Genomic DNA, 13928 nt, shown 5'->3' on the forward strand with positions numbered 1-13928 from the left:
CTGCTTCTTTTCCTGCATCAGCTTGCGCACGACGTTATCGATGGCGGCGATATGGTCGGCATCGAAGGCGTGGCGAAGCCCGAACATGTAGGCAAGCAGAGCGATGCCCAGAAGCGATGGTCTGTCGGCAAAGGCCGCCCACGCCCAGATCCAGGCAAGTGCGTTCATGCCTGCCAGGACAAGATAGGTGACGATAAGTTTGTTTCTCATGGGAGGATCCGTCGGGCGAGGGTTAAGACGGGGCCGCTGGTTCGCAGAACGGGCTTTCTGCGCCACCTTCAGCGCCCATGATTGGTCGCCGCAAAGCATCATCGAGATGTGCTTTGCGGCGCCGGCCCGACTAGCCAAGCGACGGCATGTAGGGAAAGGTATTCGACGGCTTGCGAGTTACCGATTCCTTGCCGATCCCCAGGCTCACCGGCGTGTTCGCGGCGATGGTGAACATCACGTCAGGCGCGTTGTCCGTCAGGGATCGTCCATTCCACTCCGCAAATCCAAAGGCTGCCTGCGTTCCGACTTCGTATGGCAGTATATTGGGAAGGAACCTATGCGCGACTACGTTGGCATAAGCCTGTGCGTCATCGGCCGTACCATATGCGGCGACGACTTTGGCAACGGCAGCAATGATAGCAGTGCCATAAATGGAAAAATCCTCGGACGGCTTGCCGGCATTGAGACGATTGCCGAGGTCCTCGTTGAATTGCGTGAAGAGAGGATGAATCATCGGCAAGCCGACGCGATTGATAGACCGCCACCCGCCGGCGTCCGTCGCGAGCGTCGCAACTGCCCAGACACCGATCTTCCGCCTAGGCGATGCGGCGGGCAAGAGGAGGTCGTCGGGGACTTCAAGCACGATCGAGTAGACCGTGTGGTCGGCAAACAGGTTCTTCGCCTGCTTTGCGTTCCAGCCTGCCAGATCGATGACGGTTCCGTCTTCGAAAGCATGACCGACAGCATGGAGAACATCTGGCTCGATCCAGAATGGATCCCCAGCCTTCCCCGCCCAGAGGCGCAGTCCCGCGGGTGTCGAGAGCACTTCCTCGGTCGCACCTTCAAGCAGGCTGATGCCCGGCGCCTCGGGGTCGGTGGCATCCGCGCCGTCAATGCGGAACAGGGTTAGGCGCTGGCGGCCCGCGCCATCTCGCTCGTCGAACTTCAGACGGAAGGTCGTATCCTCGGCCGCATCTCCATCGGTATCGATCTTGAATTCGTACATGCCTTCCGGATGGTAACCAGGCACGGGTACGGGCCCGGCGATAGAATGACAAAGATTGATGGCGAACACGGTACCGACCTCGCCGCGGAACACATAGAGATCCGTGATATCAAGGCGGATATCCTGACGAGCGATGGGTGAATCCAGATGATGGGACATGAAAAGCTCCACATATGTTGAACAGAAGCCACGCCGAAAGATTGCGGCCTTACGGGCCTTCATACCGGCCTCGAAGTCGGTATGAAGGCTGTCTGCCAGGCGCTTAGTGAGTAAGATGATCGCGGATGCCGTCGCTTGCCTGCTCGATCGCAGCCTTGACGCCCGGAACATCGTGGATGGCGTTCAACAACACGAAATCGTGGATCATCCCACCATAACGTACAGCCGTAACATCGACACCAGCGTCTTTCAGCTTGCGGGCGTAGGCCTCGCCCTCATCGCGCAACGGATCGTTTTCCGCCGTAATCACCAGGGCCGGCGGCAATCCCTTCAGTTCATCGGTCGTGGCGCGCAACGGCGAGACATAGGGGTTGTCTCGCGTCTTTTTGTCGGGCGCGTAGAGATCCCAGCCATACTTCATGAAATCGCGAGCAAGAAAGCGGCCGGTTCCATATTCATGATAGGAAGCCGTGTCGACGCTGGCGTCGGTCGCAGGAATGAAGAGCACCTGATAGCTGATTTTCGGACCATTCCGATCCTTGGTCATCAAGGTCAGCGCCGCCGCCATGTCGCCGCCGACAGAGTTGCCGGCAATGGCAATCTTGGAGCCGTCCGCGCCGAATTCGTCTGCATGCGCCGCCGCCCACTCCAGCGCCGCATAGCTTTGATCGAGCTGCGTCGGATACTTGGCTTCCGGAAGCGGCGTGTATTCGACGAACACGCCGATCTGGCCTGATCCGACCACCAGATCACGCAGCAACCGCTGATGGTTCTGGAAGTTGCCAACGATCCAGACGCCGCCGTGAACGAAGAAGAGAATGCCCGGCTTGCCCGTCAGCTTCTCCGGCGTCATGATGTAAATCTTGACCGCCTGTCCATCCTGGGTGACGGTTTTTTCGACTGTCGTGACGCCTGACATGTCGACTGCCGTCTTGTTCTGCAATCCCGTCAGAATGTCCTGCGGCTGTGGCTGCGGCAGCTTCCAGAACGGGCTGCTATCCTTGTTCAGCTCCTTGAGAAAGGATCGGATTTGCGGATCGATGTTCGGGTCTGTCGACGGATCTTTCGAAGCAGCTTGAGCCATTTGCACGGTCAGCATGATTCCCGCTGCAAGGCTGGCAATTCTGACAAGAGCTTTCATGAGTTCGTTCCTATGAATGGGACGGTGGCGGGAGCGAGCTTTTCGCACGCGACGCGCAATATGCCGGTAAGCATCGAGGCGGTCGCAACCGGAATTGCCGAAATTTTGACCGAGATTGCTCATACCGGATCACGCGCGACCCAATCCGAATGGCCACGCCGATACTCACGGCCAAGACATCGACATATCGATCGTCGAGCATAGTCTCCGCGACGCTTGGGCAGCGATGCGGCCACCTCAATGAGATGCATGACCGAAACGGTTATCGGCGCGGCGGCGGGCGCGCCGTGCCAGCTATCAACCCGTACAGCGATCCTACGACCAAGCGACACATTTTCCCTGGCTGATGCGTCCATCCGGCGCACGCTGAATGCCACCAAACACATGATCCCTCGCGGGACCGCGACTCAACCAGATGAGAGGCCGTCTCGGCACATTGGCACAGGCTGCAAGTTGCGATTGTTCAAAGTTGCAGCACGTTTGCACCGATATCGGGATCGATGGCGCGCTCGAGCCGCGTTGGGATCAGCAGCACGTTGATTTCAAGCGAACCACGTCCGACCTCCAGCGCCAGAAGATGGCCTCCGAAGGTGCGAAAGCTGTCGTCACCGGCCGTGCCGTGGAGGTGCGGAGCCGGTACGCCGTCCTTCCACGCCAGGGTCCCGGTCAGGTTCGTCAATTCCAGATCCGTCATCGTCTTCGGCCGATATTGCTTCGTCTCATAATCGAAGAACCCGAACGTTGCTTTGCCCACGAATCCGAAACCGCTGATGACAGCCGCCGGGATCGCTTCGTCGCGCATCAACGCTTCAAGCCGAGCAAAAACATCATCGCCCTGACGCAACACCATCAGGAAGCCGGTCGGTATCGGAATATAGCGTTTGGGTTCGGACATGGCTCGCCTCACACGATGGTCGGCGTGATACCGCCGTCGACGCGCAACGCCGCACCGTTCGTCGCTGCGGACAGAGGGCTTGCCACATAAGCGACGAGGCTGGCGACCTCTTCGGGCTCGATCATCCGCTGGATGAGCGAACTCGCACGTTCCTTGGCAAAATACTCCCGTTCCATCTCGTCCGCTGGCAGGTTTGGATCGCTGGCGACGCTGCGCATGAAGTCCTCGATGCCAGCCGAGTGTGTCGTGCCGGGAAGCACGGTATTGACCGTGACGCGCGTACCCTTGGTCTTTGCTGCCAGTCCTCGCGAAATCGCGAGCTGCGCCGTCTTGGTCATGCCGTAGTGGATCATGTTGGGTGGCACAAGGACCCCGCTTTCGCTGGAGATGAAGATGATCCGTCCCCAGTTGCGCGCGAGCATGCCCGGCAGATAGTGCCGCGAAAGCCGGGCGCCGCTCAACACGTTCACTTCGAAGAAGCGGCGCCAGTCGTCGTCGGTGATGTCACCGAATTCCTTGGATTCGTAGATACCAAGATTGTTGACGAGGATATCGATATCAGGCACCGCGTCCGTCAGCGTCGCCGCTCCTTCCGCGGTCGCCGGGTCGGCAAGCACGGCGCGGACGTTGCCACCGATATCAGTGATGGCGGCATCCAGATTAGCTTGGGAGCGGCCAGCGATAACCAGGGTCGCGCCTTCCGCTGCGAGTGTACGGGCAATGGCGAGCCCGATGCCGGCGGTCGCGCCGGTGATAAGGGCGGTCTTGCCGCTGAGTTGCAAATCCATGGAATCGTTTCCTTAATTCTGGTGATTGGGTTCCAGCCGCTTCAAGCTGCCCTCCAGACGAAAGAACTGACCGTCTGGTGTCGTGAAAAAGGCCAGAGAACGGCCGCCCTCGAAATCGTCGATGTGAACCACCGTTGAACCATCCGCCTCCTGCCAGGAGATCGCATAGGTGCCGCCGAAAAGGTGGCGCCACTCGAAGTCGGCCGTCGCCGTATTGCCGGCGAGCGCACCGCCGGTGATTTCATAGGTGAGCGACAACCCCTCTTCGCCATAGGCATTCGTGGCGATCAGGTCGCCATAGTCGACTTCGAAGCGTTGACCCGCCAACGGGAAAGACATCCCATTCATCCTTGTTCCTTCCAAGATTCCGTATTTCACGCTTCACATGTCCGGATCGCCGGGCGAGCGCGTCCGAGCCAGACCAGCGCCAGGCCTGCCGCCGCGAGCAGCCCGCCTGCAATCGGCACCGCCTCGTAGCCAAGGCCAAGGCCGATCACCCCACCGCCCACGGCAGCCCCAAGCGCATTACCAAGGTTGAATGCGCCGACATTGATCGACGAAGCCAACCCCGGCGCTTCCGACGCCGCCTGCATCACCCGCATCTGTACCGGCGGTACGATGGCAAAGGCCGCAGCACCCCAGACGACAAGCCCGATCGCAGCGCCGACCTGGCTGGTCAGCGCGAATGGCAAGGCCAGCATAATGAGCGCAAGGACGGTGAGAAATATCTTCGTCGCACCATCAAGCGACCAATCGGCAAGCCGGCCACCAAGCCCGTTGCCAATGGTGAAGCCAACCCCGATCAGCACCAGCGCGAGCGTAACGAACCCCTCCGACGCGCCGGTCAATTCCGCCAGCGTCGGAGCCACGTAGGTGTAGAGCGTGAACATGGCGCCGGCGCCCATGACAGTCGTCGCCATGGCGAGCAGTACGGCCGGGCGTGTGAGCACGCGCAGTTCCCGCCTGACATCAGGCATCTTGCCGGCTTCACCCTGCGGCAAGGCAAGCCATAGCGCTGCGATAGCAAGGAGGCCCAAGCCTGCCGTGCCGGCGAAAGCCATGCGCCAGCCGATTTGCTGGCCGATCCAGGTGGCCGCCGGCACGCCGCCGATATTGGCAATAGTCAGCCCCATGAACATGGTCGCAACGGCGCTGGCCTGCTTCTCCTTCGGCACCACGCTCGCGGCAACGATCGAGCCGAGCCCGAAGAAGGCACCGTGATTGAGGCTGGTGACGAGACGCGCTGCGAGCAATGTCCAATAGTCGGGCGACAGCGCTGACAAGAGATTGCCGATGGTGAAGATGCCCATCAGCAGCATCAACGCGGTGCGTTTACCGAACCGGCTGAAGGCGAGCGTCATCACTGGAGCGCCGATCATGACGCCGATCGCATAGGCGCTGACGAGTAGGCCGGCGGTCGGGATCGAGACATTCACCCCTTCCGCTATGACGGGCAAAAGCCCCATCGGCGAAAATTCGGTCGTGCCGATGCCAAAAGCCCCCATGGCAAGGGCGAGGAGCGGCCAGTTGATACCGCCCCCATTTCCTTGCCTGGGCTGGATAGTTGGTGCTGCAGCGCCCATGTCGTGCTCCTTATGCATCCCAGGTCGGTGCCAGGCCCGGAGGGCTGACGAGACGGCCATTGGGACGGGCCAGCTTGCCGATTGCCGCCATCTCCTCGTCGCTGAGAGCGAAATCGAAGACGGCGAAATTCTCTGCCACACGCTCGGGCTTGGCAGTCTTCGAGAGGGCGACGAAGCCCTGCTGAATCAGCCAGCGCAGCCCTACTTGTGCGGCGCTCTTGCCATATGCGGCACCGATACGCTGGAGCACCGGATCTTTCGGAACGGCGCCATCGGCCATGCCGTAATAGGCTGTGATAGCGACGCCCGCAGCCCGGGCGGCATCAGTCATCGCGCGTTGGTCGAGATAGGGATGCACCTCGATCTGGTTGGTGACGATCGATGCCTGGCTCGATGCGATCGACTCGCTGAGCTGCGCGATATTCTGGTTGCTGACGCCGATAAACCGGGTCTTGCCAGCAGCCTGCACGGCATTGAGCATCTCGATCTGGTCGGCGATGGCAACCTTCTCGGCAGGCCAATGCAGGAGCAGCAGATCGACCCGATCGACCTTCAACTTGTCGAGGCTTTCATCGACAGAAGCGGCAAAGTTTTCCGGGCTGTAGTTGTCGACCCAGACCTTGGTGGTCAGGAACAAATCCTGACGACGTGCGCCGACTGCCTGCAGGGTACGGCCGAGCGCCGCCTCATTGCCGTAGATCTGGGCGGTATCGAAATGGGTGAAACCGGCTTCCAGGGCTGCGGGAACAACACGTTCCACCTCGGCATCCGACATCCGGAAGACACCGAAGCCAAGGGCGGGAATTTCGGCGCCGTGCGCCTTTACAATCTGCATGGATAGTCTCCTGTGATGGTCAGGCGGCTTGTGCCGCCTTGCTTTCGTCGAGCGCCGGGATCACCTCCGCCGCCAGTTCCTCGATCACTTCGTCAAGCGGGCGCGCCGATTGCCGGAGATTGATCGCCATATGGTCGACACCGCCGCGCCGAAGCGCGCGGAGATGCTCGATGAGTGCCTTGCGACCGATACGTGCGCCGAAGCGGATGGGTTCGGCCCGGGCGTCGGGATCATCGGTAAGGTCAAGATGGAAGGCACTGATGAAGGGACGCATTCCGCCAGTCTTGCTCGCCCATTCTCTCGCCTGCACGATCAACCGATCAAAGTTGCCGGGATAGACGAACCGGCCGTCCATATTCGCTTCGAGCCACGCCTCGTCTTGCTGAGCGCGGCCGGCGACGATGAGCGGAATGCTCGGCTGTGCCGGTCGGGGCAGGAGATCGAGCGATGGTATGCGCTGCCCCTCCACCGGCAGGCCGCCTTCCTGCCAGGCGGCGCGGAGATAGCCGACCGCATCGCGAAAAGCCTGTCCACGGCTGTCGAAGTCGATCCCGAGAAGCGGATATTCAACCGGCCGGTCGCCGCTCGCCACGCCAAGGATCAATCGTCCATTCGAAAGAGCGTCGATCGAGGCTGCGGCCTTTGCGGTCATCATTGGATGACGGATGGGCAGAACCACGGCGGCGGTGCCGAGCGCGACGTTCCTGGTGATGCCTGCGAGAAAACCCAGCAAGGCGAATACGTCGTAGACGGAACCCGCGTCGCCCATGTTGACCTCGTCGAAGACCGGTACGTCGCGGATCCAGAGGGCCGCAAATCCAAGCGCGTCGATCTTGTGGACGATGTCGGCTTGCCCTGATAGATCGGGAACACCCCGCGGACGACCGTCGGCTATACGGCGGGCCTCACCGTCAGGGGACCAATCGTTGTCGAGCGGAAATTCGATCCCGACCGTCAAGCGGTCGGCTTTTTTGATGAGATTGGTTGCTGATTGTTTTGACATGCAGCGTAAGTAGGCCGCACATGTCCGCTTGATAATCCGCTCGCTTTGCACATTATCTGTGAAACAAGTTCATAGATGGAGACGTGATGGATAACCGAGCCGGCGAGATGCAGGTGTTCTTGAGAGTGGTCGAAGCTGGGAATTTTTCCGAGGCTGCGCGCCTGATGCGCATGACACCTTCGACGGTGAGCAAGATGATCGGCCGGATCGAGACCCGTCTCGGTGTCCGCTTGCTCGAACGCTCGACGCGCCGTCTCTCGCTGACCGTCGAGGGTCAGATCTACTACGAACGAAGCCTCGCCTTGCTTGCCGAGATCGAGGATGTGGAGCGCAATCTGTCGACGGGTGCTGCGAGCGCCGGCGGCACCGTTCGCGTCAATGCTTCCGTCGCCTTCGGCGTGCTCGGGCTGGAACCTTTGCTTCCCGCCTTCTGGCAGGCACATCCAAATATCATCGTTGATCTATCTTTGTCGGATGAAATGGTCGATCTCTATCTGGACCGCACCGATGTCGCCTTTCGTGTCGGAAGCCTTCAGGACTCGAGCATGATGGCCCGGCGGATTGGAATAGCCCGGCGCAAGATCGTCGCCGCGCCAGACTATCTCGCGCGCCACGGCACACCTCGGACGATCGACGATCTCTCCCGGCACAATTGCCTTGGCTTCAACTTTCGCCGCGCAGCACCCGTGTGGCCACTCAAGCAAAGCGGGCGCACAGTCGATCGCACGGTCAATGGCACTCTTCTTGCTAACAACGGCGAAACGGTGCGGCGTATGGCGCTCGCCGGCGTTGGGCTTGCGCGTCTCGGCGACTATCACGCCCGCGCGGACATCGCCGCCGGCCGCTTGGTGGAAATTCTGGCAGAGGCGGTCGAAGGCGATGAGGAGGAAATCCACGCACTCTATCTTGGCGGCCCCCGATTGCCGCAGCGCGTTCGCGCCTTCCTCGATTTTGTTGCTCCGCGACTTCAGCAGTTCTTGAACGAGTCATAGTCGTACTCCGACGAAATCGCGGCTGATTCCCGAAATGGATTCAGAGGTAGCCAGAAGCGAGCAAACTTTGATGTGATATGTTTCGAAACCGTTGAAAATTCCGGATCGGTCGTTATTCCGAGCGAAAATCGTGCAGTCCGGTTCACAAGGACAAGCTGCTTGGGCGTCAGTGGCGGACCGGAATCAGACGTCATTTCGGCATGATTATATCTATACATATTGGCGGCCTCGATCCTGGCGTAAGCCAACGGATTGCTTTTAAGTTTTTCTAAACAAAAACCAAACATCGCCCGCATTGTCATGCTGGCCAAGGGTCGGAATAATCAACCTGTCATAGCGGTGGACCTCGCCACGCGTCGCAGCCCTGGCGTTTGTCGCATCTGCTTTTTGAGCCTTCCGCATCGAGGGAAAAAGGCAAGAAAGTCTGAGCGTTCCGCGCTTCGGCAGTCGACAGTGCAAACATACGGCGGCGGCGTGGTCGGCCCCAAAGCAAGGGTAGTCAAGCTTCATGTCGACCAGCTCCAACTCTCGGTTCCGGCCCTTCAAGGTGGTTAAAAAGGTCCGTGAAAGTTCAACCATCACGTCATTCTACTTCGCCCCCATACAGTCCGATCACTGGCGTCGATTCGAGGCCGGCCAGTTTCTGACCATCCGGCTGCCCGGCGGTAAAACGGACCGGCCCGTCATCCGCAACTATACTGTTTCCTCGGCGCCCGCCGACGAGGGCTTCTATCGGATTACGGTGAAGAAGGAGATCGCACTGGTCCCCGGCATCGCGGACGGTCTTGCATCGTCCTGGCTACATGATGTTGTCGAGGAAGGCACGATCGTCGATATCGACGGCCCTCACGGTGCGTTCAAGCTCGACCGGCTGAGCAAGAGGCCGGTAATCCTGCTTTCTGCGGGTGTGGGCATCACTCCGACGATCTCGATGCTGAAAGTTCTGGCAAACGAAAGCGATCGGCCCGTCTGGTTCATCCATGCCTGCGACGGCGGGGCAGTCCATGCGCTCGAAAGCGAGGTCGATGCGCTTGCGGCGATCAGGCAAGGCCTGAATGTTCACTACTGCTACCGCTTCCCGAGCGACGAAGACACGCGGCAGGGCCGATACCATTCGACGGGCTTCATCTCGCGGCCGACCTTGCAGAAGCTTCTGCCGCTTGACGACTACGAAGTCTATATGTGTGGCCCGCCGCCATTCATGCAAGCCATGTACGATCTGCTCCTGGATCTCGGGATCGAGAAGAACAAGATCGCTTACGAGTTCTTCGGTCCCGCCTCGCTCCTCGCCCCATCGAAAGCATCTGAGCCTGCGGCTCCGAACATGCCGAAGCCCGCAGACCCCGCTGACGATCCGTCGACTGGGAAGCTCTGCGTTACGCTTCGGAAATCGGGGGGCAAATTCGAATGGAAGGAAACCTCGGAGTCGATCCTCAGTTTCCTGGAGGCGCAGGGCATCGAGCCTGCTTTTTCGTGCCGCGCAGGCGTTTGCGGAAGCTGTCTGCAAACCCTGGTGTCGGGCGATGTCGTGTACACGGAGGAGCCGCTGGAAGAAACGCCGTCTGGAAAGGTGCTGCTCTGCTGCACCAAACCGACAAGCTCAATCGTTCTCGATCTTTGATCGGGAAATTCAAGCTTTCATTGCCACTTTTGGGGAGAGACCAATGTCGACTACATTCAAACTTAATCCGAACGTGGCAAGCCTTCCGCCATACAATGCGGGCATGAACATCGCGGTCGTCCGGAACAAGACCGGGCGTGACGACATAGCGGCCCTCGCCAGCAACGAGAACCCCTATGGCTGTTCGCCGAATGTATCAAAGGCGTTGGCCGGGATCGAGCCGTCCCGTTACTCCGATCCGAGCTGCACGAGCCTGCGCGATGCTCTGTCGGGAAAGCTAGATATCCCCGCGAACCGGATCGTCATAGGAAACGGCTCCGAAGAGATGATCGCAGCAGTCAGCCGGGCCGCACTTCGTCCGTTCTCCACTGTGCTGACGGTGACGCCTGGCTTCGGGCTTCATGAAATAGAGCCCCGCGCAAACGGCGCCAAGGTCGTCAAATATCCGATGACCGCGGATCTCAGGTTCGATGTCGTTGGACTTGTCGCAGCTCTTCGGACGAAGCCATCGATCTTCTTTCTTTCATCGCCGTCGAATCCGGTTGGCCCGGCCCTTGCGACCGAAGGCCTGCGGCACATCATCGAGGCCGTTCCGAAGGAAACTCTCTTCGTCCTGGACGAAGCATATTTCGAGTTTTGCGGCACGGATGGACCGGACGGCGTGCGTGAACTGGAAACGAGCGGACTTGCTTATGTCGTCCTACGCACCTTCTCGAAGGCCTATGGCCTGGCGGGTCTTCGCGTGGGCTATGCGATCGCGTCGGACGAGCGTGTCGCTGCGGCGATCTCATCTGCAAAAACACCATTCAACGTGAATGCGGCGGCGCAACTGGCGGCCGTCGCGGCGCTGGAAGATGAAGAATGGATGCGCAGCGCGGTTGCCAAGGTGGTCGCAGAGCGGGAGCGTATGGCGCGCCAGGTCAAGGCCCTTGGTTATTTCGCGCCGGAGTCGATGACGAACTTTCTCTTCATAGATGTCAGCCATGACAGCGGCGCGGCCTTCGACCATTTTCTGTCGCATGGCATTATCGTGAAGCCTTGGAAAGAGCCGGGGTTCGAGACCTATATCAGGGTTACCGTCGGGCTCCCTGCGGAGAATGACCGCTTTCTGGATGCACTGGCGGAGCTGAAGGCAGGTCAAAGCCAGAGACAGGCAGGCCGATGAGCGCTGGACATTCTGTTGAAACCGCGCAGCTGCCAAGTGATTTCATCGACGCGATGCGAAGCATGGTCGGCTCCTCCAATTTCAAGCAAGGCTCCGCCGTCGACACGGTTGACCATGGCGTCACGGCCGGAAACCTGGGAGCGGCAGCCATTGTTTTTCCCGAAAGTTCCGAACAGATCTCCACCATCGTCAAATGCGCGAACGCGCATGGCGTCTCGATCGTTACGCACGGCGGCAGAACCGGCCTGGTTGGCGGAGCCCTATCGCAACCCGGGCAGATCATAGTATCGACCGCCAGGCTGAACCGCATCGTTCAGTTCTCCGCTGTCGAACGTGTTGCGGTCGTCGAGGCCGGCGTGACCCTGCAGGCCCTCCAGGAGGCGATCGTCGAGCATGGGCTCGAACCGGGAATCGATCTGCCATCGCGCGGGTCGGCGACGATCGGCGGCATGGTCTCAACCAATGCAGGCGGAATTTCTGCCTTCCGATATGGCGTGATGCGCCACCGCGTTCTCGGCCTGGAAGCCGTCTTGCCGGATGGCAGCATATATTCCGACCTGACGCGCGTCGTGAAGAATGCCGCCGGGTACGATCTCAAGCATCTCTTCATCGGCGCGGAGGGAACGCTTGGCATCGTAACGCGCGTCGCGGTCAAGCTCGAACCCTCGCCGACATCCGTGGCGACAGCCCTGTTCGGCCTGCCCTCGGTGGAAGCGGCGCTCGAAGCAACAAGGCTGGCCCTTGCCGCACAATATGGATATCTTCGTGCGGCCGAGGCAATCTGGCATTCGTTCTTCAAGCTGACATCGGAAGAGCATGCCTGGTCGGCTGGCGATTACAAAGCCGATTGTCCGGTGAACCTTCTCCTCTCGCTTGGCGGCGCGGATGAAGAACAGCTTCAGCATGAACTCGGCCGCCTCTACGAAATGCTGGCCGGGACGTACGAGGACATCTCCGCGGTACTTGCAAGCTCTCAAGCCCAGCAGTCGCAGCTATGGCGCTTGAGGGAAGACACAGACCTCATTTATCGCAGGCATGCGGCCGCGCCTTCGTTTGACGTTTCGGTGCCGTTATCGGAAATCGATGCATATGTTCATCGATGCATGTCCGAATTGCGTGAACTCGATCCGGGTCTCGATCCATACCTTTTCGGGCATATTGCCGATGGCAACCTTCACATCGTGCTGAATGCCGCATCTTCGGATCTGTCCATGGAAAAGTCGGCTTCCGTCGAGCGGATAATCTATCGCGACATAGCGAAGATCGGAGGATCGTTTTCAGCGGAACACGGGATCGGATCGAAGCGCATCCACTCTTTGAAGATGACTTCCGATCCCGTGAAACTTGCCTTGATGCAGAAAATCAAAGGGCAGCTGGATGGCATGAAGACTTTCAACCCGGGCAAGGTCACGGGGTAAGTGAAGGAAGCAAGCGCCGCGTCTCTTGCATCGAGATGCGGCGCCGAACACCCTGCAATGGCGCAGCGGCTATCTTTCGCCCCGAAGCTCGTCGTTCTTCTTTGCGGTCCAGGTCGCAATGTAGTCCATCAGTGCCGGCGACAGGCAGTCATACGGCTCAAGTCCGTTATCCTTAAGCTGTGAACGAACCAGCTTCATTCGCTCCGGAGCGAAGCCTGCCTCGATTATCGACGATACGAACGCAGCAAAACCCGGTTGCGCCCAACCCTTTTCTTCAAACCGCTCGGGATGGATGAACGATAGCCCCTGGAATGGGTGCTCCCGTTCGACGGGACCGTGCATGTGCACACCGCAAGCCTTGCACGCATGCCGCTGAATCAACGCGGCCGCATCGACCACCGCCAGCTTGTCCGCATTCTCGATGACCTCGACATTTTCTGTCGGCGCAACCGCAACCACCGAAAATACTGCGCCTTTCGGCTTCCAGCATTTGGTGCAGCCGCACGCGTGATTGTGAGCGATATCGCTGCTGACGCGCACTTTCACAGGATTGACTGTGCACTGGCAGACAAGCGTCCCGCCAGAGAATGTGGCGTCTGTCGCCCTGTAGCCGGAATCGACCGTTGGGTGAATACCTATGCCAACCATGGAGATCTTCCTTCCCTCTTTTGCCGGTGCGATATGCATCGGCCCTAAGTTTCTAGCTGTGCCTTCGATCGTCGGCCGAGTGGGGCAACCTGGCCGGCCTTACAACGTACCCCGCTCCCTTTCCGAACGGCCGGTAGCCGGCTCATCAGGAACGCTTTCGCCACGGCGGCGGCTGATTGCGGGACGGACGACGACCAAGCCGGGTTCGGCGGCGAGACGTCTCTATTTTCCCTACTCTATTACGTTGGCATGCGTGCGCGTCAGGCCGAGAAGACACCATGGGCCCGGGCATGGGCGATTGACCACTTGCAATGGAACGAAGACCGCGAACGTCGTGCGCAACCGTCTTCATCGGATCAATAGACCACCACGCTTCTGATGCTTTCGCCTGAGTGCATGAGCTCGAAGCCCTTGTTGATGTCCTCGAGCGGCATGGTGTGGGTGATCATCGGATCGATGATGAT

General features: G+C 59.7%; 14 protein-coding genes. 4 read left to right on the forward strand and 10 right to left on the reverse strand.

The window, feature by feature from the left end; translation table 11 throughout:
* The 9 genes from ACQZ6J_RS33600 to ACQZ6J_RS33640 form a co-directional block, all read right to left on the reverse strand.
* The coding region (locus tag ACQZ6J_RS33600; protein WP_449087199.1) for a HoxN/HupN/NixA family nickel/cobalt transporter at nucleotides 1-210 on the reverse strand (210 nt) is incomplete at its 3' end.
* Nucleotides 211-340: 130 nt separating this feature from the next.
* Entirely contained in the window at nucleotides 341-1375 is a 1035-nt protein-coding gene (locus ACQZ6J_RS33605) for a DUF4331 family protein (protein WP_449087200.1), read from the reverse strand.
* A gap of 103 nt (nucleotides 1376-1478) precedes the next feature.
* A complete protein-coding gene (locus ACQZ6J_RS33610; protein WP_449087201.1) occupies nucleotides 1479-2516 on the reverse strand; it encodes an alpha/beta hydrolase in 1038 nt (345 codons plus the stop codon).
* Nucleotides 2517-2979: 463 nt separating this feature from the next.
* Complete coding sequence (locus ACQZ6J_RS33615) at nucleotides 2980-3411, reverse strand: PPC domain-containing DNA-binding protein (RefSeq protein WP_449087202.1); 432 nt, start codon at nucleotides 3409-3411, stop codon at nucleotides 2980-2982.
* A gap of 8 nt (nucleotides 3412-3419) precedes the next feature.
* Nucleotides 3420-4199 carry an SDR family NAD(P)-dependent oxidoreductase gene (locus tag ACQZ6J_RS33620; protein ID WP_449087203.1) on the reverse strand — a complete coding sequence of 260 codons (780 nt, stop codon included), beginning with the start codon at nucleotides 4197-4199 and terminating at the stop codon, nucleotides 3420-3422.
* 12 nt (nucleotides 4200-4211) lie between these two features.
* Nucleotides 4212-4538 (reverse strand): MoaF-related domain-containing protein, encoded by a 327-nt coding sequence (locus tag ACQZ6J_RS33625; protein WP_449087204.1) that lies wholly within the window; start codon nucleotides 4536-4538, stop codon nucleotides 4212-4214.
* 35 nt (nucleotides 4539-4573) lie between these two features.
* On the reverse strand, nucleotides 4574-5782 hold the full coding sequence (locus ACQZ6J_RS33630) for an MFS transporter (protein WP_449087205.1): 1209 nt from the start codon (nucleotides 5780-5782) through the stop codon (nucleotides 4574-4576).
* Nucleotides 5783-5792: 10 nt separating this feature from the next.
* The gene (locus tag ACQZ6J_RS33635) at nucleotides 5793-6617 is read right to left on the reverse strand and encodes an aldo/keto reductase (protein ID WP_449087206.1); all 825 of its coding nucleotides are present in this window, start codon (nucleotides 6615-6617) and stop codon (nucleotides 5793-5795) included.
* A 19-nt stretch (nucleotides 6618-6636) separates the two neighbouring features.
* On the reverse strand, nucleotides 6637-7620 hold the full coding sequence (locus ACQZ6J_RS33640) for an LLM class oxidoreductase (protein ID WP_449087207.1): 984 nt from the start codon (nucleotides 7618-7620) through the stop codon (nucleotides 6637-6639).
* Nucleotides 7621-7706: 86 nt separating this feature from the next.
* Here ACQZ6J_RS33640 and ACQZ6J_RS33645 point away from each other — a divergent pair, with 86 nt between their 5' ends.
* The 4 genes from ACQZ6J_RS33645 (at nucleotide 7707) to ACQZ6J_RS33660 (ending at nucleotide 12816) form a co-directional block, all read left to right on the forward strand.
* Nucleotides 7707-8612 carry a LysR family transcriptional regulator gene (locus ACQZ6J_RS33645; RefSeq protein ID WP_449087208.1) on the forward strand — a complete coding sequence of 302 codons (906 nt, stop codon included), beginning with the start codon at nucleotides 7707-7709 and terminating at the stop codon, nucleotides 8610-8612.
* Between the two features lie 508 nt (nucleotides 8613-9120).
* Entirely contained in the window at nucleotides 9121-10233 is a 1113-nt protein-coding gene (locus ACQZ6J_RS33650; protein ID WP_449087209.1) for an FAD-binding oxidoreductase, read from the forward strand.
* A gap of 43 nt (nucleotides 10234-10276) precedes the next feature.
* Nucleotides 10277-11398, forward strand: a complete 1122-nt coding sequence (gene hisC, locus ACQZ6J_RS33655) for a histidinol-phosphate transaminase (RefSeq protein ID WP_449087210.1) — start codon at nucleotides 10277-10279, stop codon at nucleotides 11396-11398.
* Nucleotides 11395-12816, forward strand: coding sequence for an FAD-binding oxidoreductase (locus ACQZ6J_RS33660; RefSeq protein ID WP_449087211.1), 1422 nt, complete (start codon nucleotides 11395-11397; stop codon nucleotides 12814-12816). The genes hisC and ACQZ6J_RS33660 overlap by 4 nt, the downstream gene beginning before the upstream one ends.
* A 69-nt stretch (nucleotides 12817-12885) precedes the next feature.
* Here ACQZ6J_RS33660 and gfa read toward each other — a convergent pair whose 3' ends face one another.
* Complete coding sequence (gene gfa, locus ACQZ6J_RS33665) at nucleotides 12886-13464, reverse strand: S-(hydroxymethyl)glutathione synthase (RefSeq protein WP_449087212.1); 579 nt, start codon at nucleotides 13462-13464, stop codon at nucleotides 12886-12888.
* Nucleotides 13465-13928 lie beyond the last annotated feature (464 nt).

Source organism: Rhizobium sp. A37_96 (assembly GCF_053521765.1).

Bases quoted from the DNA above. Each gene is read 5' to 3' on its own strand.
- ACQZ6J_RS33650 (WP_449087209.1), top strand. From the start codon at position 9,121: ATGTCGACCAGCTCCAACTCTCGGTTCCGGCCCTTCAAGGTGGTTAAA.
- ACQZ6J_RS33625 (WP_449087204.1), bottom strand. From the start codon at position 4,538: ATGTCTTTCCCGTTGGCGGGTCAACGCTTCGAAGTCGACTATGGCGAC.
- hisC (WP_449087210.1), top strand. From the start codon at position 10,277: ATGTCGACTACATTCAAACTTAATCCGAACGTGGCAAGCCTTCCGCCA.
- ACQZ6J_RS33640 (WP_449087207.1), bottom strand. From the start codon at position 7,620: ATGTCAAAACAATCAGCAACCAATCTCATCAAAAAAGCCGACCGCTTG.
- ACQZ6J_RS33610 (WP_449087201.1), bottom strand. From the start codon at position 2,516: ATGAAAGCTCTTGTCAGAATTGCCAGCCTTGCAGCGGGAATCATGCTG.
- ACQZ6J_RS33660 (WP_449087211.1), top strand. From the start codon at position 11,395: ATGAGCGCTGGACATTCTGTTGAAACCGCGCAGCTGCCAAGTGATTTC.
- ACQZ6J_RS33620 (WP_449087203.1), bottom strand. From the start codon at position 4,199: ATGGATTTGCAACTCAGCGGCAAGACCGCCCTTATCACCGGCGCGACC.
- gfa (WP_449087212.1), bottom strand. From the start codon at position 13,464: ATGGTTGGCATAGGTATTCACCCAACGGTCGATTCCGGCTACAGGGCG.
- ACQZ6J_RS33645 (WP_449087208.1), top strand. From the start codon at position 7,707: ATGGATAACCGAGCCGGCGAGATGCAGGTGTTCTTGAGAGTGGTCGAA.
- ACQZ6J_RS33630 (WP_449087205.1), bottom strand. From the start codon at position 5,782: ATGGGCGCTGCAGCACCAACTATCCAGCCCAGGCAAGGAAATGGGGGC.
- ACQZ6J_RS33635 (WP_449087206.1), bottom strand. From the start codon at position 6,617: ATGCAGATTGTAAAGGCGCACGGCGCCGAAATTCCCGCCCTTGGCTTC.
- ACQZ6J_RS33605 (WP_449087200.1), bottom strand. From the start codon at position 1,375: ATGTCCCATCATCTGGATTCACCCATCGCTCGTCAGGATATCCGCCTT.
- ACQZ6J_RS33615 (WP_449087202.1), bottom strand. From the start codon at position 3,411: ATGTCCGAACCCAAACGCTATATTCCGATACCGACCGGCTTCCTGATG.